The organism is Streptomyces sp. NPDC097981, assembly GCF_040302565.1.
Taxonomy (GTDB): domain Bacteria; phylum Actinomycetota; class Actinomycetes; order Streptomycetales; family Streptomycetaceae; genus Streptomyces.
On record NZ_JBEORW010000075.1, the window covers coordinates 1 to 21636 of the forward strand.

Annotated in this window: 22 protein-coding genes and 2 pseudogenes; 17 read left to right on the forward strand and 7 right to left on the reverse strand. The window is 68.7% G+C overall.

Annotated features, from left to right (window positions below; genetic code table 11):
• Nucleotides 1-102 precede the first annotated feature (102 nt).
• The 3 genes from ABTY04_RS37565 (at nucleotide 103) to ABTY04_RS37575 (ending at nucleotide 1693) form a co-directional block, all read left to right on the forward strand.
• The gene (locus ABTY04_RS37565; RefSeq protein ID WP_352217928.1) at nucleotides 103-717 is read left to right on the forward strand and encodes a hypothetical protein; all 615 of its coding nucleotides are present in this window, start codon (nucleotides 103-105) and stop codon (nucleotides 715-717) included.
• Nucleotides 714-1046 carry a hypothetical protein gene (locus ABTY04_RS37570; RefSeq protein WP_352217929.1) on the forward strand — a complete coding sequence of 111 codons (333 nt, stop codon included), beginning with the start codon at nucleotides 714-716 and terminating at the stop codon, nucleotides 1044-1046. Before ABTY04_RS37565 ends, ABTY04_RS37570 begins: the two co-directional genes overlap by 4 nt.
• Nucleotides 1047-1168: 122 nt before the next feature.
• On the forward strand, nucleotides 1169-1693 hold the full coding sequence (locus ABTY04_RS37575; protein WP_352217930.1) for a hypothetical protein: 525 nt from the start codon (nucleotides 1169-1171) through the stop codon (nucleotides 1691-1693).
• A 48-nt stretch (nucleotides 1694-1741) separates the two neighbouring features.
• Here the strand turns inward: ABTY04_RS37575 and ABTY04_RS37580 are convergent.
• Together ABTY04_RS37580 and ABTY04_RS37585 are read right to left on the reverse strand one after the other, a co-directional pair.
• Nucleotides 1742-2904 (reverse strand): annotated as a pseudogene (locus ABTY04_RS37580) (IS110 family RNA-guided transposase).
• 349 nt (nucleotides 2905-3253) lie between these two features.
• Complete coding sequence (locus ABTY04_RS37585; RefSeq protein WP_352217931.1) at nucleotides 3254-3541, reverse strand: antibiotic biosynthesis monooxygenase family protein; 288 nt, start codon at nucleotides 3539-3541, stop codon at nucleotides 3254-3256.
• A gap of 98 nt (nucleotides 3542-3639) precedes the next feature.
• Between ABTY04_RS37585 and ABTY04_RS37590 the strand changes: the two genes are divergently transcribed.
• From ABTY04_RS37590 to ABTY04_RS37635, 10 genes are all read left to right on the forward strand, one after another.
• Entirely contained in the window at nucleotides 3640-4212 is a 573-nt protein-coding gene (locus tag ABTY04_RS37590; protein ID WP_352217932.1) for a TetR/AcrR family transcriptional regulator, read from the forward strand.
• Between the two features lie 162 nt (nucleotides 4213-4374).
• On the forward strand, nucleotides 4375-5199 hold the full coding sequence (locus ABTY04_RS37595) for a DUF4158 domain-containing protein (protein WP_352217933.1): 825 nt from the start codon (nucleotides 4375-4377) through the stop codon (nucleotides 5197-5199).
• Complete coding sequence (locus ABTY04_RS37600; protein WP_352217934.1) at nucleotides 5196-6611, forward strand: Tn3 family transposase; 1416 nt, start codon at nucleotides 5196-5198, stop codon at nucleotides 6609-6611. Before ABTY04_RS37595 ends, ABTY04_RS37600 begins: the two co-directional genes overlap by 4 nt.
• 162 nt (nucleotides 6612-6773) lie before the next feature.
• Entirely contained in the window at nucleotides 6774-7529 is a 756-nt protein-coding gene (locus tag ABTY04_RS37605; protein ID WP_352217935.1) for an ASCH domain-containing protein, read from the forward strand.
• 428 nt (nucleotides 7530-7957) lie between these two features.
• Nucleotides 7958-8116, forward strand: a complete 159-nt coding sequence (locus tag ABTY04_RS37610; protein ID WP_352217936.1) for a hypothetical protein — start codon at nucleotides 7958-7960, stop codon at nucleotides 8114-8116.
• A gap of 513 nt (nucleotides 8117-8629) precedes the next feature.
• Entirely contained in the window at nucleotides 8630-9004 is a 375-nt protein-coding gene (locus ABTY04_RS37615) for a VOC family protein (RefSeq protein WP_352217937.1), read from the forward strand.
• A gap of 499 nt (nucleotides 9005-9503) precedes the next feature.
• Complete coding sequence (locus ABTY04_RS37620) at nucleotides 9504-9848, forward strand: hypothetical protein (protein WP_352217938.1); 345 nt, start codon at nucleotides 9504-9506, stop codon at nucleotides 9846-9848.
• A 419-nt stretch (nucleotides 9849-10267) separates the two neighbouring features.
• Nucleotides 10268-11893, forward strand: a complete 1626-nt coding sequence (locus ABTY04_RS37625; protein WP_352217939.1) for an RICIN domain-containing protein — start codon at nucleotides 10268-10270, stop codon at nucleotides 11891-11893.
• 298 nt (nucleotides 11894-12191) lie between these two features.
• The gene (locus tag ABTY04_RS37630; RefSeq protein ID WP_352217940.1) at nucleotides 12192-12614 is read left to right on the forward strand and encodes a hypothetical protein; all 423 of its coding nucleotides are present in this window, start codon (nucleotides 12192-12194) and stop codon (nucleotides 12612-12614) included.
• A 198-nt stretch (nucleotides 12615-12812) separates the two neighbouring features.
• Complete coding sequence (locus tag ABTY04_RS37635; RefSeq protein ID WP_352217941.1) at nucleotides 12813-13523, forward strand: hypothetical protein; 711 nt, start codon at nucleotides 12813-12815, stop codon at nucleotides 13521-13523.
• Between the two features lie 203 nt (nucleotides 13524-13726).
• On the opposite strand, the gene ABTY04_RS37640 is transcribed toward ABTY04_RS37635, so the two are convergent.
• On the reverse strand, nucleotides 13727-14584 hold the full coding sequence (locus tag ABTY04_RS37640; protein ID WP_502996802.1) for a GNAT family N-acetyltransferase: 858 nt from the start codon (nucleotides 14582-14584) through the stop codon (nucleotides 13727-13729).
• Nucleotides 14585-14720: 136 nt separating this feature from the next.
• Here ABTY04_RS37640 and ABTY04_RS37645 point away from each other — a divergent pair, with 136 nt between their 5' ends.
• Nucleotides 14721-15257, forward strand: coding sequence for a hypothetical protein (locus ABTY04_RS37645; protein ID WP_352217943.1), 537 nt, complete (start codon nucleotides 14721-14723; stop codon nucleotides 15255-15257).
• Here ABTY04_RS37645 and ABTY04_RS37650 read toward each other — a convergent pair.
• The 4 genes and pseudogenes from ABTY04_RS37650 to ABTY04_RS37660 all read right to left on the reverse strand — a co-directional run bounded on the left by ABTY04_RS37650 (nucleotide 15234) and on the right by ABTY04_RS37660 (nucleotide 18392).
• Nucleotides 15234-16124 carry a glycosyltransferase family 2 protein gene (locus ABTY04_RS37650; RefSeq protein ID WP_352217944.1) on the reverse strand — a complete coding sequence of 297 codons (891 nt, stop codon included), beginning with the start codon at nucleotides 16122-16124 and terminating at the stop codon, nucleotides 15234-15236. The two genes, ABTY04_RS37645 and ABTY04_RS37650, sit on opposite strands and share 24 nt — an antisense overlap.
• Nucleotides 16121-16768 carry an NsdA family TPR-like regulatory protein gene (locus ABTY04_RS37655; RefSeq protein ID WP_502996801.1) on the reverse strand — a complete coding sequence of 216 codons (648 nt, stop codon included), beginning with the start codon at nucleotides 16766-16768 and terminating at the stop codon, nucleotides 16121-16123. The genes ABTY04_RS37650 and ABTY04_RS37655 overlap by 4 nt, the downstream gene beginning before the upstream one ends.
• Before the next feature lie 205 nt (nucleotides 16769-16973).
• A pseudogene (locus ABTY04_RS41350) lies at nucleotides 16974-17141 on the reverse strand (hypothetical protein); the annotation flags it as partial.
• Between the two features lie 369 nt (nucleotides 17142-17510).
• Complete coding sequence (locus tag ABTY04_RS37660) at nucleotides 17511-18392, reverse strand: AraC family transcriptional regulator (protein ID WP_352217945.1); 882 nt, start codon at nucleotides 18390-18392, stop codon at nucleotides 17511-17513.
• Between the two features lie 208 nt (nucleotides 18393-18600).
• Here ABTY04_RS37660 and ABTY04_RS37665 point away from each other — a divergent pair, with 208 nt between their 5' ends.
• From ABTY04_RS37665 to ABTY04_RS37675, 3 genes are all read left to right on the forward strand, one after another.
• Nucleotides 18601-19716, forward strand: coding sequence for a serine hydrolase domain-containing protein (locus tag ABTY04_RS37665; protein WP_352217946.1), 1116 nt, complete (start codon nucleotides 18601-18603; stop codon nucleotides 19714-19716).
• 373 nt (nucleotides 19717-20089) lie between these two features.
• On the forward strand, nucleotides 20090-20680 hold the full coding sequence (locus ABTY04_RS37670; RefSeq protein WP_352217947.1) for a hypothetical protein: 591 nt from the start codon (nucleotides 20090-20092) through the stop codon (nucleotides 20678-20680).
• A 94-nt stretch (nucleotides 20681-20774) separates the two neighbouring features.
• The gene (locus ABTY04_RS37675) at nucleotides 20775-21443 is read left to right on the forward strand and encodes a hypothetical protein (protein ID WP_352217948.1); all 669 of its coding nucleotides are present in this window, start codon (nucleotides 20775-20777) and stop codon (nucleotides 21441-21443) included.
• The last annotated feature ends 193 nt before the right edge of the window (nucleotides 21444-21636 follow it).

Here is a 21636-nt window from a genome sequence, read left to right on the forward strand (position 1 = left end):
GCACAACCTCACCCTCGCCGGATAAGCGAGCAGGCCGCACGGCAGCCCGCCATGCCCGAGGCCACTCGAAGATCATTTACGGGACAACCCTTAGGGAGCACCTTGATCTCGCAGTACCAGGAACGTTTGCGTGAGCGGTTCCTCTCCGTCCCTGAGACCCCTCCGCCAGCTCCCTGGCATCCAGTCTGGAGCCAGCGAAATCCCATAGGCGGTCTGCTCGGCATCGGCTTCGCCGCCGCTCCCGACACCGGCAACGACCTGGTCATGGTGGTCTCACATGAGGGGCACGGACTCTTCGACACCCTCACCGGAGAGAAGATGGCCCGCAACCGCGACCCTGACCCCGACGACAGCACTCCGGACGCAGTGGCTGACCTCGCATGTCCCGGACTCGGACCGGTCGCCGGGACCCGAGTACGCATCGCCGGACTCTTCGGAGGCGGCCTCCACACCACCACTTCCGACAGCTGGACCCTGGAGGTCGTCAGCCCCGAATGGCCCGACCACCGCGTTCTGCTCTCCACAGACGGAGGGATACCCCACAACGGACCACACGGTGAGCATTGGTGGCACATCTTCGATTCCAACTACTCAGAACTGCGAACCGCCGGCTTCTCACCGTCCGGAAACACCCTGGCGATCGCCACAAGCAGCGACCTCGCTCTCTGGAGCCGTCAAACCACCGAAGCAGGCCCGCCAGTCAAGGCGAATGCATGAGGCGCGAGGACCTCGCCGCGATGCTCAACGAGCAAACGCCGGCATGCGGACCCGCTCGCGACGCCTTGATCGCCGGAGGTGCCTTCGCCGTCTGGGACGGCCTGCCCCCTGCCAACCGGCACACAGGTACCTTCCAGATTCGGCTGCGCCACACCTCGGGCCATGCCTCCACCGACGACATCCTCAAGCACTCCGGGGAAGAGCTTCTCCCCACCGGCCGCATCGACGCGGTGGACATGTCGTCGGTGTTCACAATCTTTCTGAACTCCTCAGCGACAGCAGTGGTGGCCTGCGCTGGCGGGCGTCGTCCCACCACCCCGCAAACGTGAGCCGACGCCTCCGAGTGACAACTGGCCTGCTTTTGTGTCAACTACCACGCTTCGGCTCAGTCACCCGGCTGTGACTGATTCCCAATGATGGTTGTCAAGCAGCTGGCCGTAGGATGCGGCCCATGGAATCGTTGATCGCTGCCATCCATAAGCAGGAAGAAGCTGCCTGTTTTCTCGCTTGGCCGGGCGACTTCGACCTGGACCGAGGCGACCATGTCGAGGAAGTGCACCTCGCCTCGGGTGCCGCGCTTGAGGGGTTCGCAGGCGACGCTGCTGGCGGCACGTACTTCTTCTGCGGTGAAGGCGGCGAGGAACGTCCCATCCTCTACGCCGACTCCGAGGGAGGTGCGGCGCTGCTCGCCATCGGCCTTCACGAGCTGGTGCGGCTTCTGCTGGTCGTCCCATGGTGGCGCGACTGCCAGGCGTTCACAGGCGAGGAGAGTCGCGAGCTTGAGGCCGAGTATCTGGAGGACATGCCGGACCTCGTGGCCCGGAGAGACCGCGCTGCCACAGCCCTTGGCCTCAACCTTCCGGGCCAGGCCGAGGTCCTGGCTCGTTTGAGGGAGGTAGCCATTCGGCTGGGGGAAGACTTCGTTTTGATCTTCACGCCGGAGGGAAACCGCTACAAGCCGCTCATCACAGCCTGAGGCTCAGGCCGCGGTGAGACCCCGCAGGGGAGGCTGAGTCTCGAAGGTTCACTGATCGCGTATGAGGGCCCATAGGACGTCGAGGTGGCGGCGGGCGAGGGCGAGGATCGCCTCGCCTGTTTGTGGCTCTTGCCCTCGGCCCGTTTGCGGTCGTAGAAGGTCTTCGAGGTGGGCAGAAGCGGGCCGCGATCCGGGCGGGGAGGTAGAAAACGCGCAGGAGCCGGCGGTGGTAGCGGTGTGGCCGGCGCATGTTGCCGCTGATCCGACCGGAGTCCCGTGGGACAGGTGCGAGACCGGCGACGCCGGCGAGTCGGCCCGCGGTCCCGAAGGCGTGCATGTCCCCGCCGGTGCAAGCGATGGACTCCGCCCCCAACAGAGGGCTCGTGCCAGGCATGCTGAGGATCACCTCGGCATCCCGGTGCTCTCGCAAACGGCCCGTGATCCTTGCATCCACGGCTGCGATCTCTTCGTTCAGAGCCAGAACGGACCGGGCCAGGGTGTTCACCACGGCGGCCGCTGTGCTCTCCCCGGCCACGGCGGTATGCTGAGCCTGCGCTGCAGCTACGGCCGCCTCGGCCACCGCCTGGGCGCCACGCACTTTGCGGTTCTTCGGCCAGGTCGCGAGCCGGCTCGGGCCGACCCGGCGCAAGCCGGCCGGGGTCGGATAGCCGGTCAACAGCACGAGTGCAGCCTTGGACGCGGCGTAATCGAAGGTCCGCTCCAGGGCCGGGAAGTACTCCAGCAGCTGTGCCCGTCCGATTGATGGCGCGGGTGCGGTCGGCGGCGAGGTCGTAACGGCGGGCAGTGAGGATCTTCGATTACGCCGCGCTCTCCTCCCACTCCTGCAGAGGCTGCAGATCCCGGCGCATCCGTGCCTGATCGGCAATGACGTAGGCGTCCTTCGCGTCCGTCTTGCCATCCCCACGGTAGCCACGGGAAGCGTGATGGACGGTTCGGCCAGGAATGTAGAGCAGCCGCTGACCATGACTGGTCAGCAGGGCTATCAGCAGAGCGCCCCCGCCGGCGTTCAGGTCGATGGCCCACGTAACCGGGCTGCCCTTGGCCAGTGCGAGGACGTCGCCTATCAGCTCCAGGAGCTCGGGCTCGTTGTTGGGCACCCGGCGCGAGAGCACCTTCGTCCCGTCCGTTTCGATCACCGTGCAGTGATGCGCGGCCTTGCCGGCATCTGTCCCCGCCCAGAGCTCGGGCACCCGAGCCTCCCTCGTCGTCCGGTTGACTGGTCCCTGCAGACGACCACGCCGACGTGTCCTTACGAAGCGATCTTGGTTCGCTCATCCCAATGAGTGGCCGTGTCGTCGCGGGGCACTGGGCGGCCAATCAGTCAAAGCCAGACCTACGGCATGAGCGCTCGTAGCCACACCCAGGCCCCCGGGTCTCCCGATCGTACGAAGGACCGGAATCAACCCGCCAACAAGGTAAGGAGCGCTTCAGTTGGCGAGTTGAGTGTTGTAGTCGGCGACCGAGCTGATCTCGCGCCCGGCACGCAAGCTCTCACCGCCCGAATCGACCGAGACGCCGCACCGATCCTTCGCGGCGTTTCTACCGCGACACAAGGAAGTGGACCTCGCGGGGCCTGACCTCCAGGTCGCTCAGGCCGTCGGGCGTCGCGCCCATCTCGCGGGCGAGGTCGGCCGTCGCCCGGAAGGCATCCTCGGACTCGAACACGCCGGTGGTGACGACGGCGTCCCCGTCCGGGGTGATCCATACCCCGACAGACAGGAAGCCCGGCTGCTGCCGCATCGCCTCGGCGACCTGGTGGCATACGGCAACGAACTCTTCGACATGCTCGGGGGCCGGGTAGTGGAAGGCAACGAAACCGAATGACATGACGGTGTCCTCTCTCGCATTATACGATGCCGTATAACACGAGGTTAGACCTGTTATACGGCTCCGTACAACAGGGGTGAGGGTGAGGTGAGCCACAGATGGGCGCATTGCGCACACCGCGGGAGAAGTGGGTCGAGGAGGGACTGCGGGCGCTGGCCGCTGGCGGTGTGGAGGCGGTGCGGGTCGAGGCGCTCGCCAAGGCGTTGGGGGTGACCAAGGGCGGCTTCTACGGGTACTTCACCGACCGCGACGCACTGCTGGCCGAGATGCTGGACACCTGGGAGCACGAGAGCGTCGACGATGTGATCGACCAGGTCGAGCGGGAGGGCGGCGACGCGCGGGACAAGGTCCGCCTCGCCGGGCGGCTCACCTTCTCCAGCGACCGCCTGCTGCCCATCGACCTGGCCATCCGCGACTGGGCCCGCCGCGACCCCGCAGTCGCCGAACGCCTGCGCCGCGTGGACAACCAGCGCATTCAGTTGGTGCGCGACGCTATCGGCACCTTCTGCGACGACCCTGACGAGGTCGAGGCTCGCGCCCTGCTGGCCTTCTGCACGGCCATCGGCAGCCACTTCCTCGCCGCCGACCACCCCGGCACCACCCGCGCCCCGGTCATCGCCCGCGCCGCCGACATCATCCTCGACCTCCCGCACGGCAAACCTGGCGGATGATCGCCTCCCCACGAAGTGCGCCGCTGATCCTCGCCGTTAGGCCCGGCCGAGGGCTCGGACTCCGCGAGGGATCACCACTCGACATCGCCACACCCGCTTGGTGGGCGGAGGAGATACGCGTAATAGCCGCCGCTTCATAGCAGAGCGTGACGCTCGAATACGGTGGGTGTGCATACGCTCCGTGATCTGGCCCTGGCCCCGTTACCGGGATCGTCGCTGTTTATGGTGGCCGCTGTCAGTCGGTCGGGCGTGGGGCGGTTTGGTGTGGCGTCGCTGGAGCGGACGGCGTATCCGAGGTTCAAGAGGCTGATCTCGGAACGGGAGTTGCGGGAGTTCTTCACGCCGTCTGCGGAGGAGGTGGCGTGGGCACGTGCGCGTACGCATGACCGTCCGGGCCGGGTCTTGGCGCTGCTGGTGATGCTGAAGTCCGCGGCGCGGCTGGGCCGTGTCCCCAAGATGGGGGAGATACCCGAGGTGGTCGTGGCCCACGTGCGCGATCAGGCAGGGCTCGCTGTTGGGACGGTGCCAGAAGCGGACTCAGGGCGGAGCGAGGAGCGTTACCGTTCCGCCGTACGTGAACGCCTGGGGCTGAGGCACAGGCCGGGCGAGGCCCGCGCGGTCGCGGAGGCGGCGATGCGGGCGGCGGCGCCGGTGAAGGCGCATACCGCGGACCTGGTGAACGTGGCGCTGGAGGAGCTGGTACGGCATAAGGAGCGGCTGGAGCTGCCGGCGTTTTCCACCCTGGACCGGATGGCTGCCCGTATCCGCTCCGAGGTGGAAGCCTCGCAATGCGAGGCGATCGTCGCGCGCATGAGTGTCGCGGCGCGGGAGCGGGTCGCGGGCATGCTGGAGGTCGCCGGGGGCGAGTACCAGAGCCTGTTCGCGTGGATCAAGCAGCCCGCGCGGCGGGCGACGTGGTCGCGGTTCAGGGCTCATGCGGAGCGGATGGAGAGGGTGGACGGGCTGGGGGATGCGGGCTCACCATGATCGCCGAGACCGTGGACGCCGGGTATCCGGACAACAAGGACCTCACCATCGACCCGGTCACCGGTGTCCCCTCCCTTGCCGTACGCAGAGCAGGCGAGCGCACCGCCTCCGCGGAGAAGCTGGAAGAAGCTCTCTCCGAGCGGCTTCCAGCCCACAGCGTGCTGGAACATCTGGCGCGGGCGGCGCACTGGACGGACTGGTGGAAACGGCCCGGCCCGCGCTCGGGCAGCGAGCCGAAGCTGAAGGAACCCCTGCCGCGCTACGTGACCACCGCGTTCGTCTACGGTTCCGGGCTCGGCCCTGCCCAGGCAGTGCGCCACATGCGGGGCAGCGTGACTGCGCACGAACTCGGTGCCATCGCGAAGCGTCACTTCACCATCCCGGTCCTTAACCGGTGCGGAGCTGACGTGGTCAACGCCCATGCTGGCCTGGACCTGACGGCGGCGTGGGGGGATGGGTCGGTGGCGGCGGTGGACGGCACCATGATGGACACCGTCATCGACAACCTCCTCGCCGAGACCTCGATCCGCTACGGCGGCCACGGCGGGATCGCCCACCATCTCGTCTCCGACACCTACGTTGCGCTCTTCTCCCGGTTCATCCCCTGCGGGGTGTGGGAGGCCGTCTATCTCATCGACTCGCTCCTTGCGAACGAGTCGGAGGTCAGGCCGGACACCGTGCACGCCGACACCCAGGGCCAGTCCTTCCCGATCTTCGGGCTCGCCCACCTGCTCGGCATCGACCTGCTGCCTCGGATCCGGAACTTCCAGGACCTCACCTTCCACCGCCCCGATCCCCAGGTGCGCTACCGGCATATCGACGCGCTGTTCTCCGCCGATCCGCGTACCTGCATCGACTGGCAGCTCATAGAGAGCGGCTGGAAGGACCTCATGCAGGTCGGCCTGTCGGTACGGGAAGGCACCGTTTCCTCCGTCACCCTCCTGCGGCGCTTGAACAACCACTCCCGCAAGAACCAGATCTACAGGGTCTTCCGCGAGGTCGGCCGCGCGGTAAGGACGGCCGTGCTGCTCCGCTACCTCTCGGACCCACAGCTTCGGGAACAGATCACCAGGGCGACGAACAAGGCCGAGGCATACAACGGGTACACGAAGTGGCTGCACTTCGGCGGGGACGGCTACCTGCGCTCCCGCGATCCCGAACTCCAGGAGAAGGCCGTCAAGTTCCTCGACCTGATGGCCAACAGCATCATCTTCTCCACCACCGTCGACATGACCGACACACTGCGCCAGATGGCCGCCCAGGGCTGGGAGCTGAGCCCCGACGACATCGCCGCGCTCAGCCCGCACCGCAGAGACAACGTGCTGCGCTTCGGCGACTACGACACCGCCACCCTCCACATCCCGCCCGGCCCCTACGACAGCGCGCTTCGCCTTCCAGCGGACGGCCTCTGACGATGCTCTCCTCTCAAGGGTCCAGCCAAGGCAAGCCGAAACCCTGTGGAGCCCGCCTGCGTGGCGTGGAATGCTCTTGGGCGACTACTGAAGGAAGGGAAGGTCAAAAAGGTGTACGTCCCGTCATCTGTACGAGCTCTCGATGATGATGAGCGTGAGCTCGTGGAGCTGGCACGCCGCACCATAGACGCGCATACCGACGCCGGGCCCGACGAAGATGGGATCCACACGGTGGGCGCCGCGGTCATGGCCGCCGACTACCGGATGTTCGCTGGCGTGAACCTCTACCACTTCACCGGCGGGCCCTGCGCCGAACTCGTGGCTCTGGGAGCTGCGCGGGCCCAGGGTGCCCGCCAGATGCGCTGCATCGTCGCCGTGGGAAACCACGGGCGCGGGGTCATCGGCCCGTGCGGGCGCGATCGTCAGGTCTTCGTGGACTACTACTCCACCATGCGCGTCATCGTGCCCACCCCCGCGGGGCTCAGGTCCGTGCTCGCAGCCGACCTGATGCCGCTGGCTCAGCGATGGACCCCGGAGGCGGGCATGAACAGTCTCGACCTATTGCTCTACCAAGACCCCGAGACGGCCGGTCCCCCGATCATTCGGTTCAACCCCCGCTACCTCGAAGTCGTCCGCTCCGGCGCCAAGACCAAGACCACCCGCTTCCGGGACCCGGCGCAGCTCGGCCCGGCACGGCTCATGTTTGAGAGCGACCCCGAAGTCGTCCTGTCGGCAGAGGTGACCGGCATCAGGCACTGCCTGGTCAGCGACCTCACCAACCAGGACGCCCAAGCTGAAGGGCTGACTACCGCAGCCGAACTCCGGGAAGCCCTCAAGGGCCACTACCCAGATCTGGCCGGAACCGACGAAGTCGACGTCATCACCTTCCAGATCAACGACAAGACGGGCGCCGCTTAAACCACGGATGCGCCAACGACGGCTGGGCGGTTTCTCCAGCTGACCGACCGCATTGCTCGGCAGGCCTCCCCTTCTGTCATCACTCTGCGTATTCGCTAGGTGGGGGCACTCCCAACAACAGGTCCCGGGGGCCTGCTCACTCACCAGATGAAGCTCGCCAGGTCAACCGCTCATCCGTCAACTGAAGCAACACCGTCAACTCACCGGCCGCCCGTGTTCACGAACTGCTGGTGGCGCTCCTGACCCATGGCGTCGACGCGGTGGTACCGAAGCGGGATGGATTCCCCGGCACCCCACGGAGCGTCGACGTCACCACGGGCTCCACGACGTCGTCGCGCGCCGCGGCGCTCGGCCCCGACGGCACGTGGCTCGTCGGCGCAGGCCGTGCGCAGCTCCGGCAACACCAGCCTCAGTCTCATCGACGACTCGTGGGACACACCCGCGCCGGGCAGGACGCCTGGCACGCCGACGAGCTGGAATCCCGGCGCCTGCAGGCCGCCGCGGCCGGGGCCTTCGTCGAACGCCCCGGCGCCGACACCACACTCGTCCCCTGCCCGCCGCTGGGCTCGATCGCATACCCGGGCTGAGGAGGGCCGGCCCGGCACGGTGCCCACGAGGGCCCTTCGCCGACTTCAGCGTGCCCGTCTTCCCGGAGCCGGGCGAGGACCCGACCGGCATGGGCGCCTCCGCGCTGCTGCACGTCTCCGGACACCGCGACGATCGCGGCCTTCCCGCACACCCGGGTACGGCAGCCCGACGGCCTCGGGTGGCTGGAGGGCCACCAGGCCCGCGACCGGGAGGCATCCGCATAGCGGGTGAGGACCTCGGCCCGGTGCATTCGCGACCAGACGAGGCCGGGGACTTCCCGCTCGCGCGCGGTGATACCGGCGAGTTCCGGTACGGCCGGCGCGGGTGCGGTACGGCCAGCGCGGGTGCGGTACGGCCGGCGCGGGTGCGGCAGGTTCGGTGCCGTACTACGAGGTCGGGAGCTCTCGCGTGGCAGCCTGACGGCGGATGCCGCGCATGCTCGCCGGGGTGGCGGGTACGACCCCTCGTACAGGAGGGTCGCGGAAGTGGCCGAGGGACGAGGGGTGTCGGAAGTGATTCGAAAGCTGCAGGCGATCGCGCTGGACTGCGCCGATCCGGTACGGCTCGCGGCGTTCTACGCGGATCTGCTCGGCGGCCGGGTGGTCGAGGACCCTGAGGATCCCGACTGGGTCGAGGTCCACGGATTCGAGGGAACGCCGCTGGCCTGCCAGCGGGTGAAGGGCTACCGGCCGCCCGAATGGCCCGGCCAGGAGCGCCCGCAGCAGCTGCACCTGGACTTCGACGTGGACGACCTCGACGGGGAGGAGAAGCGGGTGCTCGCCCTCGGCGCGACCGTGCTGGAGCGGACGGACCAGCTCCGGCCGGGGGCCAACTGGCGGGTGTACGCGGACCCTGCCGGCCATCCGTTCTGTCTCTGCCTCCACTGACTCCGTGGGACAACGGCCAACGGTCAAGGGAGAGGTCGTACACGAGCGGATTTCCAGCGGTCCCCTGGCCCGACTCGACGAACGGGCCTGGGGCGGTCATCACCCGGTGACGGGACGCCGGAAGCCCGTGTTCCGAAGCGCCACCGGTACAGGACGGTCCGATCACGGGTCACGCGGCCGCAGCACACGCACGGGTGGTTCCGAGCCACGCCCGCCGTCCCGTCCCGGCACCTCTGCAAGAGCCAACGCGCGAGGCCGCCATAGCCCCTGGTGGCCGCGTGTCGGGGCGGCCGGTAGCCTCCGCCTGATCACCCGCGCCGTTCCAAGGGGGCAAACATGCCGATGTTCGTCGCACGACGGGCTTGCGGCCTGCCGGCACCCCGTCTCCGTCCGCAAGCCCCGGGCCGGCAACCGGAAGTCCGAACCGTCCGACCCCGCCTGTGAGCAACTGCTGGCTGCCGCCCATACCCGGCAGCTCGCCCGCCCCGCTCCGGCCGTCGTGGAGCAGACCTTCAACTGGAAGAGCGATCCCTACGGCGGCGGCTCCACCCTCGCCTCGTACGGGAACTCCGGTGCGGTGGCGGCGTTCGCGCAGGTCCGCGAGGGGCTGGGTACCTGCCGGTACGTCGAGAGCCCGGGCCCGGCCATGACCTACAGGGGCACGGTCACCGTCGTTCCCGCCCCGGAGCTCGGAGAGGAAGCGGTGCAGTTCGAGATCACCGCCCCGACCGAGATGGGCCCGCACATGACCCAGTACACGGTGGTCCGCGCGGGAAGCGTCGTTGCGACGTTCACGAACCTGTCGGTCGGCGGCCTCGAGTACGTGCCTTCCCGCCTGTCCTGATGGCCCAGCAGATCTCCCTCCTCCGGCAGGCGCGGAGCTGAGGCGCGGCTTTCCAACAGCCGATGGGGAAGGCCGGCAGGCGCTGGTTCGCCGCTTCTCGCCGCCTTGCTCCCTCGCCGTGTCCGTCGTCGGGTCCGTCGCCGCGCCCACCGTCCGGTCCGTCCTCGCCACGTGCTCTGCTCAATGAGCGGCCCCGGGCGAAGGGCCACGCCCGTCACATGCCAGGGGCGCATTCCTATGACTATTACGGCATGCGGGGGAATGGGTGGAGGAAAACTGACGGCTGATCACATACCTGGTCATAGTGGAGGGCACCGCGCATGCGTGTCGGGGAGGGGGCTCCGTGCCGACCGGCTGCGTGCGCGCATGCCCAGCCGTACCGCCGCGGCGGCCGGGGTCCGCACACCAGGGAGGACCGCATGGACATATCCACTCAGACCTCGTCCCCGGCCCGTACGCGGGAGGGTGACGGCCCGCCGGTCCCGTTCCGGCGCCGCCCGTTCCCCGGGCGGTTACGCTGCGTCCTGGGCGCCGCTCTTCTGGCGGCCGCGGCCGCCGTCCCGCTGACGGCGTCCGGTGCCGCCGCCGCCTCTCCCCTCTGCCTGAGCGGCACCCTCCAGTACGACTACCAGTCGGCCGAGGCCGGCACGGCGAAGCCCACGATGACCAAACCGGTCCGCAACGCCAACGTCGAGTTGTGGGGCGCCGAGAAGTCCACCGACACTCCGCGCAAGCTCAGCACCGACTACAACTACACGGGTGTCGGTGACGGCGGCTTCAACCTGTGCCACACCCCCGTCTCCACCACGTCGATGAGCAGCATGTGGGTGCGGTTCCGCACCGAGAGCACGAAGCTGTGGAAGGTCGGCGACTCCACCGGCACCCCCTACACGCTGGACTCGCCCGTCCGGACCAATGTGACCGCCAGCACCTCCCTGGGGAACCTCAAGCCGTCCGCCGACACCGCGCGTGCCTGGCACGCCTTCGACACCGTCAACCTCCTGTGGTGGAGCCGCAACAATCCCGCGAGCATCTGCTGGTCCGCCCACGAGACCGACGGCAACGCCTGCACCGAACTGAACATCCGGTGGACCAGCGGTTCGACGGACGGCCCGTACTACGACCTCGCCAACACGGTCCACCTCTCGGCCGCCGATCCCGACTCCGAGCACACCGTACTCCACGAGGCCGGCCACTTCTTCATGCACCGCCTGTACGACGGCTGGTGGCCGACCGTCACCGGCTGCAACCCGCACTACGTCGAACGGACCAGCTCCGACACCTGCGCCTGGGTCGAGGGCTTCGCCGACTCCGTCGCCGCCTACCTGCTCGGGGACTACCGCTACGTGTTCCCCAACGGCACCAGCGCCGGCTTCACCTACACGACGAACTGGAACACCGGGGACCGGGTCCAGGGCAACGTGGACGGCTCGCTGCTCGACCTGTGGAACCACGTCGACGGCGGCTGGAACGGCACCGTCGGCGTACTGACCGGGCACACCGCCTCCACCTTCGCCCAGTACTTCAAGAACCTGCGGCCCGTCGCCAGTCCCCCGCTCTCCACCACCGGGACCGCCCTCACCTACCTGGCCGCCCACACCATCGACTACGGCCCCACGATCGTCGGTGACGGGCAGTACCACGGCCTCACCAACGGCGGGGGCCTGGCCTTGGAGCACGCGGGCCAGTGCGCCGCCACGACCAACGTCGTCGCCGACGTCACCACGTACGACTCCACGCACGCCTCGCAGAGGTGGAAGGCGGACGCCAACGGTGACGGCACGGCGCGGATCTACGACAGCTGCCCGAACCCGCTCACGCTGACCGCGCCCGCCACCGCCGGCGCCCAGGTCACTCTGAAGGCCTTCAACGCCGCCGACGCCTACCAGAAGTGGCAGGTCACCCAGAACGGCAGCGGCACCCTGACCCTCACCAACCCCGCGACCGGTTACGTCCTCGACAGCACCGCCCTCACCCCCGGCGCCGCCGTCACCGTCAACACGGCCGTCAACGCCACCAACCAGAACTGGGCAACCCTCAGCTGACGGCCCACCCGCCCACCTGTCCACCCGCCCAGCGAGAACGGCCCGGTTTCCGGACCGGCGCTGGGCGCCTGGACGCCTGGACGCGTGGCCCCCTGGACATCTGAAAGTCCTCGCACCACTCCCCTCGTCCACGGACCGAACCGGTCTCAGGACAACAGGACGATCCGCGAGCCGAGGGGCTCCCGCCGGCCGGCGCCGACGCGGGAACGCCGGTCCCGGCGGCGCCGCCACGGCTGCGTCGCCGGGTGGCCCCGTACAGTGTGCGGGCGCGGCGCGGCGTGGTGCACGACCGGAGGGGATGTCCGACATGACGTACGAGGCGGGGACGAAGGTCGGGGGCCGGGGTGCGGGGAGCGCCGACGTGGCGTCGGGGCTGCGGTTCGCGAGCGAACTGTGCGCGTGGGTGGCCACACCGTGGGCGCTGGCGTCCTGGTCGGTCGTGGCGGCGGTTGCCGCCGTGGTGCTGCTGATCGGCCTGCCGACCGTGTTCGCGACTCCCGGGGACAAGAACCAGGTGGTCGTCCCCGTTCCGGGAGCGGTCACCGTGGGCCTCGTCCTGCTCCAGCTGATCGCCGCCGTCGCCGCGTCCTGGGCCGCCTGGCCGGTGTGGGCGGCGGTGGCGGTGACCGTGCTGGCCACCGCCTGCCTGTGGACGGAACGCTCCCGCTGGCGCCGCCTGCTGCGCGCCACGGCCGGGACGCCGGCGGACCCGGCCCTGTGAAGCGCCTGCGCGCGGCGGCACGAGGGCCCGTACCCCGGCAGGCAGCCGCCGATGGGCGGCCGCCGGCACCCGGCCGATGTTGGGCGTGTCCAGAGGCCATGACTCTTCAGCATGCTCACGCAGATGCCGGCCGAGCGACGGTCGACTGTGATGGGCAATCAGCTGACGTAATCAGACTGCACCCGCTTCAATGGCGCCATGCCCGCACCGATGCTCACGCCCCCAGCCGCCGCCCTTGAAAAGATCGCAGGTTGCGCTGCGCTGGACGAAGTCCTGGCGTGCCTGTGCGCTCGGCGGCCGGTGTTCCACTCCGAGGCCGACCTCCAGCACAGCTTTGCCCTTGCGGTGGAGGAGGTCGCACAGGACGTCAGATGCCGCCTGGAGGTCCCGGTCCGCGGGAACGACGCGTCGGAGTACCTGGACCTGCTGTGCCTGGGGCCGACGGGCCGTACGGCCGTCGAGTTCAAGTACGTGACCCGGCAGTGGTCAGGCACAGCAGGAACGCCTCTCGAGGAGTACGCCCTGCGCGGGCACAACGCGCCGGACGTCGCGCGCAGGGACTTCCTGCGGGATGTGGGACGGCTGGAACGCTTCTGCGACCGTGAGGATCAGAACGGATTGGCCCTGATCATCACGAACGAGTCGTCCTTGTGGCGCCCCAGGCAACGCAGGACGCCCACCAGGGACGAGGAATTCCGCATCCACGACGGCCGTGAGCTGGCCGGCACCTTGCTGTGGGCCGGCGGCTCCTTCCCGGACAACACGCGGGTGCTGCGCGGCGCCTACACGCTCGTCTGGCGCTCGTACACACAGCTGGAGGGCCCAGGAGGTGAGTTCCGCTGCCTCGCGGTGTTCATCAGTCCGAAGTCAGCCCAGCCGCTGCAATGCCATGCCCCGTCCGGCCCTTAGCCTGGCGTGTCTCCCCCGGCATTCGCCCCGGTACCCGGCTCCGGCCGTGCTCGTCAGTTCGTCAGCCCGGCCGGCCATCGCCCGGGCCGTTCGCGCCCACCCCGTGCACGGACCACTTTCACCAGCTTGGCGAACCGGTCCATCCGCCGGTTCGTGAACATTCCCCCCAATGAACCACCCGGCTTGTCCAAGCAGCCCCGGACCTATGCGGCGGGTTCGGCGATCAGCGCCGTACCGATCCTGCGGAAGCCGAGGCGCGCGTAGATCTGTGCGACAGCATCGTCACCCGCCGACAGGAAGACGGTTTCGGCTCCCTGCGACCGGGCGTCGGCCACCAGTGCTGCGGTGACCGCGAGTGCGAGACCGCGACGGCGCTCTGCGGGGAGCGTTCCGACGCCGACGATCTCGCTGACGTCCGCAAGCGGTTGGTGCTGGCCCGCGGACAGTGCCGATCCGTGCTCGACGGCTGCGGCGACCACCGTCAGGCCTGCCCGGATACGTACGATCGCGCGTTCAACCGATCCGTCGGCGATGCGGGCGGCGACCGCTTCCGCCAATTGCGGTGTTCCCGCGAGACCGACGTGGGTTCCAGGCTCGGCGAAGGCGAGGTGGGGAACGGCAAGGGCGCCGGGCAGCATCGGATCGTCCACGCCTACGATCCGGACCGTTGTGCTGCCGGACGCGCTCTCCGCAGGCTCTGCCGGAGTGCGCGGATCGAGCACCATCAGCGGGTGTTCGTGGACCACGAGCCCCGATTCCTCTGCCGCTGCCCGCAGCGCGGGCGTGGTCTCGGCGACCCACTCGAAGCTCTCCGGGATCCCCAGCTCCCGCTGGCGGGCGCGGACCTTCCGCACGTCGGTGGCGGTCGGTGATCCGGGCCGTCCTCGTGCGGGACGTGCGTAGAACGGCCAGCCTCGGCCTTCCTGTACGAACAGGGTGAGCGGCCCGTGGTCTTCGGCGCGGGCGCCGTGGCGCGGGACCGCGTCGTAGTACTCCTCGATCCGGTCCAGCAGTGCCCGCTCGGGATGGTCGTCGAAATCGGCAGAAGTCACGCGGTGCATCCAAGCAACCGGGAATCGCCGACGCCACTTCATTTCGCTCCGGCCGCGGAGACGCCCGGCTGCTTGGATGCCGGCGTGACGATGCTGAGTACGCGTACTCATGTGCGCCACTGCGCCGACTGCCACGATCCGCTCCATGACGCGTGACACAAGGGCTTTGACGGCCCTGCACCTCCTGCTGGTCTGGGCGGCCATGACGGCCGCGGTGCCGGCACTCGGCGCCGGCCTGTTCGTGTCGGCCTGGGCCGGTGGGACCGCGGGCATCGTGCCGGTCTTCGTGATCGGTGTGCCGCTGACCGTGGGTCTGCTCGCCATCACGGGTACACCGGCACGGACCGTGGTGCCCCTGTGCACCACCGCGGCACGGCGGCTCGGCTGGGCGGTCCTCGTCTTCGCCCTCGGCACCCTCGGCACCCTGGCAGGCCTGGGCGCCTACACCGCGGGCGTCGACCTGGGGAGCGCCGGCGCCCGGATCGCGCTGACCGGAGCACCGTACGCCGTCGCCGCAGCGCTCTTCGTACCCGACCGGTGGGTGCGGCTCGGCGCGGTGGCCGCGCTGGCCTCCGCAGTCGCCTACGCTCGAAGGGGCGATGACGACGCGGGTGGTGCCCGCCTTCAGCTCGCCGTCCGTCGTCGTGACGCGGGCCGGTCAGATCACCGGCGGCCGGCCTAGTCGGGTCATGCGCCACACGGTCCGCCACCGCATGGGACGCCGCGGCGGACACGCCACCCGCACGCCCTCGAAGAACCCGGCCCACCACGCCCTCAGCCCCGCCCATGGAGGGCGCTGAACCAGGGTGTACGCCGCCCACGAGGCGAGGTAGACCGGGACCAGGATGGCTGGCAGGTGCCGCTTGGCCAGCCAGACGCGGTTGCGTCCCGTGTTCCGGTAGTAGACCGTGTGGCGGGTCGCAGCGGTTCGGGGATGGGTCAGTACCAGGTCTGCCCGGTAGTCGATCTCCCAGTCGGCGTCGAGTGCTCGCCAGGCGAAGTCGGTTTCCTCATGGGCGTAGAAGAACTGCGCGGGGAACTCGCCGATCTGGTCGATCACACGCATCCGGATGGCGTGAGCGCCGCCGAGGAAGGTGGTGACCGGTCCGGAGAGCAGTGGATCGGCGCCGCCGAGGCGGGGTACGTGCCTGCGCTGGGAGAGGCCTTCCTCGTCCGCGATGCGGAAGCCCACGATCCCGAGGCGGGGGTTCGCGGTGAATGCCTCCCGGACGAGTCGCAGCGTGTCGGTCCGGGACAGCAGGCCGTCGTCGTCGAGAACCAGGACGACGTCGGCACCCCCGTGTTCGCGCAGCCACTGCACCCCGGCGTTCCGGCCCCCCGGAATGCCCAGGTTCTCCGGCAGCTCGACGGCCGCGACTTGTCCGGGGAGACCCGGTAGCTCGACCCCCTGCGCGAGTACTACGACCGTGGCGGGTTCCCCCTCCTGGGTCGCCACGGATTCAAGGAGGGCCCGGAGTTCCTTCTCCCGGTCTCCCATGGTGAGGATCACGACGCCGACCTTGGGCATGTGCGTACGGGGGTCGTTCATGCCTGGGCTCGCGGCAGCTCGGCGGCGCGCCGGTTCAGGGGTTCCGCTCCGGGAACCCCGCGCCTTCGGTAGTCGGCCGCTGCTGACTGGATGGACCTGATTTCCTTCCGGTTCCGGTCGGAGGTCACCCCGTCCATGAAGTCCAGGGAGCGGCTCCACAGGGCCACGGCCTCCTCGTGGCGGTGCTGTGCGGCAACCGACTTGCCGAGGTTGACCATGGTGAGGCCGTGCACGCGCTGGTAGGTGCCCGGCACCCGGCCCTTCAGTGCCGTGCGGTAATGCTTCTCGGCTGCCCGGTGGTCCTTCATCTCAGTCAGGGTCTGGCCGGTGTGCGAGGCGACGGTGGCCGCGACAGGTCCCGAGGCGGCGGCGTACGAGGGCACCAGATCGTCCCCGGTCGGCATCGCGTCCTCGGCCGACAGCAGGGTGGCCGCCGCCTTCCTGGACTCCCCACCCGCCCCGTACGCCCTGGCGCACGTGACCAGCAGGAGGGCTTCGGTCTGCTGGTCTACCCAGGCACGCCAGGGTGGCCGCAGCTCGGCCGCCCTGAGCCTGGCGGCGACTGCTTCGTGGTCGTGGGCGAGCGGCAGACCGACGGCGGCCGTCGCAAAGGCAGCGTTGAGGAAATCCCTGCGACGGAGCATCACGAATCTCCCGAGGTCGGTGGCGCTGGCTAACGGGTCTGCCCCCAGGGCTTCCCCGATGCCTGCGCAGCCTAGACCGATCTCGGCAAGCGTGACCTTCCGCTTCATCCTTCTGGTGAGAGCCTCGGCGATGTACGAGCGGATCCGGCCAGGGCGGCGTGCCGCTGGCGACCCAGGAGTGAACGGCCGAGCGGGAGGTGTGCAGCTCCTCGCGGGCCTCGGCGGCGAAGGTACGGATCTCCCTGGCCAGAGCTTCGTACGTGCACCCGGCTTCCGCGATCACGTGTGCCAGCGCGGTGCTCGGACTCCGGCTCTCCGTCAACTCGCACTCCCAGAAGCGATCTTGAACAGATTGAACAGGCTCCTGCACCACCCACGGTACCTGCGCACGGTGATCACCGCTTCACTGATTGCAAGCCGACGGGGCCCTTCGCACCGGCCCGCCTACAGGACCCGAGCGGCAGTCCGCTGACCCGTCTCGCCCCCCAGACACCGACCCGGTGCCGGCCTAACCCCCGGCCGCAGAACTGCCCCGGCGGGCCGATGACGGGCCGGGCCCCTGCCACGTTCCACCCGAACCAGCTTCCGGAGGACTTCGTGAACCACCGCTCAGACCTCGGCGTCCTGGCCGGCGCCACTGTCCCGGTGACCGGCGGCGCCGGACTCATCGGCTCCCGCATCGCCGCACAACCGATGAGCCGGGGAGGCTTCTGCGCGGAGGGTAACGTCCAGGTACCGGTGTTCACGCCCCGGCGCTCCCGCTGCCCCGCTCGACCGGGATCCACAGCTGGGAGTCGGTCGACGCGCCGATCTCCACCGGCTGCGTCCGCAGGAGCTCAGGACCCGGCCGGCTCGTGTACGGGTTCGAGGGGAACCATTGCGTGAACACGTCCCGCCACAGCTCCTGGAGGGCGCTCGGATAGAGCCCGTGGTTGTCGAAGACCGCCCAGGTCCCGGCCGGCACGTCGAGGGCGTCGAGTTCCTCGGCGGCCGCCTCGGGGCCGGTCACCACGCCGATCCAGTAGTCCGCCTCGGCACCCTCCTCCCGGCTGTCGGTCAGGTACACCGCCGCCGACAGGATCCCCTCCGGCTCCTGGCCGGCCAGCTCCTTCATCCGGACGATCGCCTGCTCGTCCAGGCTTTCCAGGTGTGCCGCGGCGGCCGCGTTGACCCCCTCGCGCACGAGTGGGAGCCGGGCCTTCCTGCCGACGACCCGAAACGACTCCTTCTCCACGATCCGGTACCGCATGGTCGTACTCCCCTCGACGACGACACGGAAGGACATCCGCGGCTGGGACGTCAGCACGGCACCCGTGAGCCGGGCCTCGCCCGGCCCGATGCCGTGCACCGACCGGAAGGCCCGGGCGAACGCCTCGCCCGAGCCGTACCCGTACCGCACCGCGACATCGAGCAGTGTCCGCTCCCTGGCCAGCACATCGGCACCGGCGAGCGTCATCCTCCGGCGCCGCACGTAAACCGGGAGCGGCATGCCGGCGAGCGCGGAGAACAACCGCCGGAAGTGGTACTCCGACACCGCGGCGATCCGGGCCACCGCGGCTATGTCGATCTCCCGGTCGAGGCAAGCCTCCAGGTGGTCCAGCGCCTGATTCAGCCGCTCCAGCATGTGTGTCCGTCCTTCGTTCTCGTGTCTCCACTGTAGGAACGCCCACCTGCCAACCAGTCGCAGCCGTAGGAGCCGCGGTCGAGCCGTCGACCGCGCGGCAGTCAGGCCGCCTTGATGGAGTACAGAGAATTCGATCGCACCCCGCCCGACAAAACCAGTGCGGGAACTATCGGGGCCGGAGCCCTGGCGTTACCTGAGGATTACGCCCATGACTGATGTTGAAGGATTTTGCGAGCCGCGGTTTGCCGCAGTCCATGAGGCACTGGCAGCTTTGCTCAGCAAGGACGACGTGGGTGCCTCGGCGGCCGTCTACATCGATGGCGAGCCGGTGGTCGACATCTGGGGCGGGTACGCCGATGCGGACCGTTCCGTCAGCTGGGAGCGCGACACCATCGTCGGCGTGAACTCGACGAGCAAGAACATGACGGCGCTGTGTGCGCTGATCCTGGCCGACCGAGGCCAGCTCGATCTGTCCGCGCCGGTCGCCGCCTATTGGCCCGAGTTCGCCGCGGCCGGGAAGGAGAGCGTGCTGGTACGGCACGTGCTGTCGCACACCGCGGGGCTGCCGGACCTGTCCGGGCCGAGGGTGGTCGAGGAGCTTTACGACTGGGAGAGCGTGACGGCAGGGCTGGCCGCGCAGGCGCCCGAATGGGAACCGGGAATAGCAGCCGGCTATCACGCGCTCACCTTCGGTTTCCTTGTGGGTGAGATCGTCCGCCGCATCACCGGCCGCAGCCTCGGCGAGTTCTTCGCCGAGGAAGTGGCCGAGCCGCTGGACGCGGACTTCCACATCGGACTCTCTGCAGAGCATGACCACCGCGTCGCGCCGCTCATCCCGCCACGTTCACTGACCGACGAGTACACCGCCAGCGCACCGCCCGGACCGGACGGCGTGCCGCGGAAAAACACCGGTGCCGCCATCCGGGTCAAGGACGCCAACTCAGTGGCCTGGCGCCGTGCGCAGATACCTGCGGTAAACGGCTTCGGCAACGCTCGCTCTGTCGCCCTGGTTCAGTCGGCACTGGCAAACCAGGGAACGGCCGGCGGCGTGCGACTGCTGTCCCCCCAGGGTTGCGAGCCCGCGTGGCAGGAGGTGTTCCGCGGTGAGGACCGCATCCTGGGGACGTCGATGTGCTGGACGGTGGGCTTCGGCAAGTTCGGCAACACCTTCGGCTGGGGCGGCTGGGGCGGTTCGCTGGTCGCGAGCGACCCCGGCTCACGCATGACGGTGGCCTACGTCATGAACCAGATGATCGACCGGGACCGGCAGGAGGACAACCGCGGCATGGAGATCATCATGGCCGCCTACAGCGGACTGCACTGACAGGCAACGGAGCTGTCTGGGCCCACACAGGCTGCCCCCTCCTCTCCCACTCGCAATTCCGCGGGTGGGAGAGGCCACTGCCGGTCACGCTCGACGGCCGGTGGCCTGCGGCTCCGACGCCCCCGTCGGCACCAACTGGCCCATGAGTGGCCGACCGCGCTCGGAGTCGATCCTTCGGCGTCGGCCGATTGCTCGGCCTCGGTCCCGGCCCGTCACCCCTACCGCTGTTCACCACTTCCCAGCGATTCCCTGGGGTGCCGTCCGACGTTGGTCCGGCACGCCTCGGCCAGGCCGTCGAGACTCATCGTTCCCGCCTGGCCGACCGTCTTCCGGACCTGCCAGCACGCCCGACGGACCGGAGGCGGAGCCCGAGGTGGTCCAGCCATCGAAAGAGCTGAAGATCGTGACTCGACTGCGTGAACAGCACGCCGCCGCCCACGAGCTACAGGGGATGTCGAAGGCGGCGATCGGCCGGAAACTCGGGCTGTACCAGGGCACCGTCCACAAACTGGTCAACGCCCGCTCCGCCGACGATGTCGTCGCCAAGAACCTCCAGCGGGCGCACGCCGTCGATCCGTACATCGGCTACCTGCACCGACGCTGGAACGAAGGCGTCAGAAACGCTGCACAGCTCGACCGGGAGATCCAGGAACTCGGCTACCCGGAGGCGAGTTGGCCGTCCAGCGTCACCTGCGGCGCCACCGGACCGGGCGCGGACACGCACCCGCCCAGGGCCCCAAGCCTCCATCGGTCCGCGCGGTCACCTAAAGTGGGACAACTGGGGTATCGACAGTCCGCCGGACGCACGGTAGGAGCCACAGAGATTCACGGGCCCCCGAGAGCAGGAAGAGTTGAACCAGCCGAAATCGTCGGTCGAATTCGGACCGGTCAGGTTGCTGGTGCATGCCTGCCCGTGTATGGGGAAAGTCGCCACCACTTCTCCGCCTCAAGCACACCAGCATGATGCACCGTCACCATCCCGTTGTCGATGGCCCTCGGCAGAGCCTCGACTGCGCGCACCCATGTACGAGCCGGACCCGCCCGACTATCCTCCACACATGGCGACCGCACCTCAGGGAGACGAGGAGCCCGAGCCCCGCTTCCGCAACTCAGTACTCAAGCCTGTCATGGGCTACGTGGGAAAGAAGTTCGACAAGACCTTCGACGACCTGTCCGAGTCCTTCGCCAAGGCATTCGGGAAGGATGGCGCGGGCATCGGCATCGATGTCATACGCCACTGGATCTACGGCAGGCGCGCGGAGAACAAGTTGCTCACTGTGGAGAGCTTCCTCGGGATAGACCGGCAGGGGCGGCCGACATCGATCGTGGTCACGAAGCACCGGGCCGGTGAAGGTGCCGAGACCAGACTCGACTATCAGGTTTCCGTTGCCCTGCTCGACGATGGCATCCAGCACTTCCCGCTGGTTGGGTCACGCTGGTTGACGCTCGACGAAACGAAGACGGTCAAGGAACGCCCGGCCTGGGTGAAGAAGCTGTGGCCTTGGATCATCTTGATGACGAGCGGGGCCGGCATCGTTGTCCTGATGTACAAAATCGACAAAGCCGTTGGCTACGTGTCGGTATCGGTCACGAGCCCTCTCGACCACGGTCAGATCAGATACCCGGAGGTCTTGGTTCCGATATCCAAGCTGTCGGACGTTGACGTGGTTCGCAAGCAGGTCGGCAACGTAACGGGACTCAGCGCCCCTACTCCACAACCCGATTGAGTGATCGTTCCAGTCCTGAAACGGGACCCCTGCACTTGATCGACTTTCTTCGCCCATGTTGATCTACAGGTGTCCCGTTGCCTCGTTCAAGCTCCTTGTGGGCTTGCTTCGCTTTGACGGACATCGGAGATCAGGGGTTTCGGCCCTGGAAGGATGATGTTCATCATGGAGAGCATGGGGAAGAAGAAGCCGC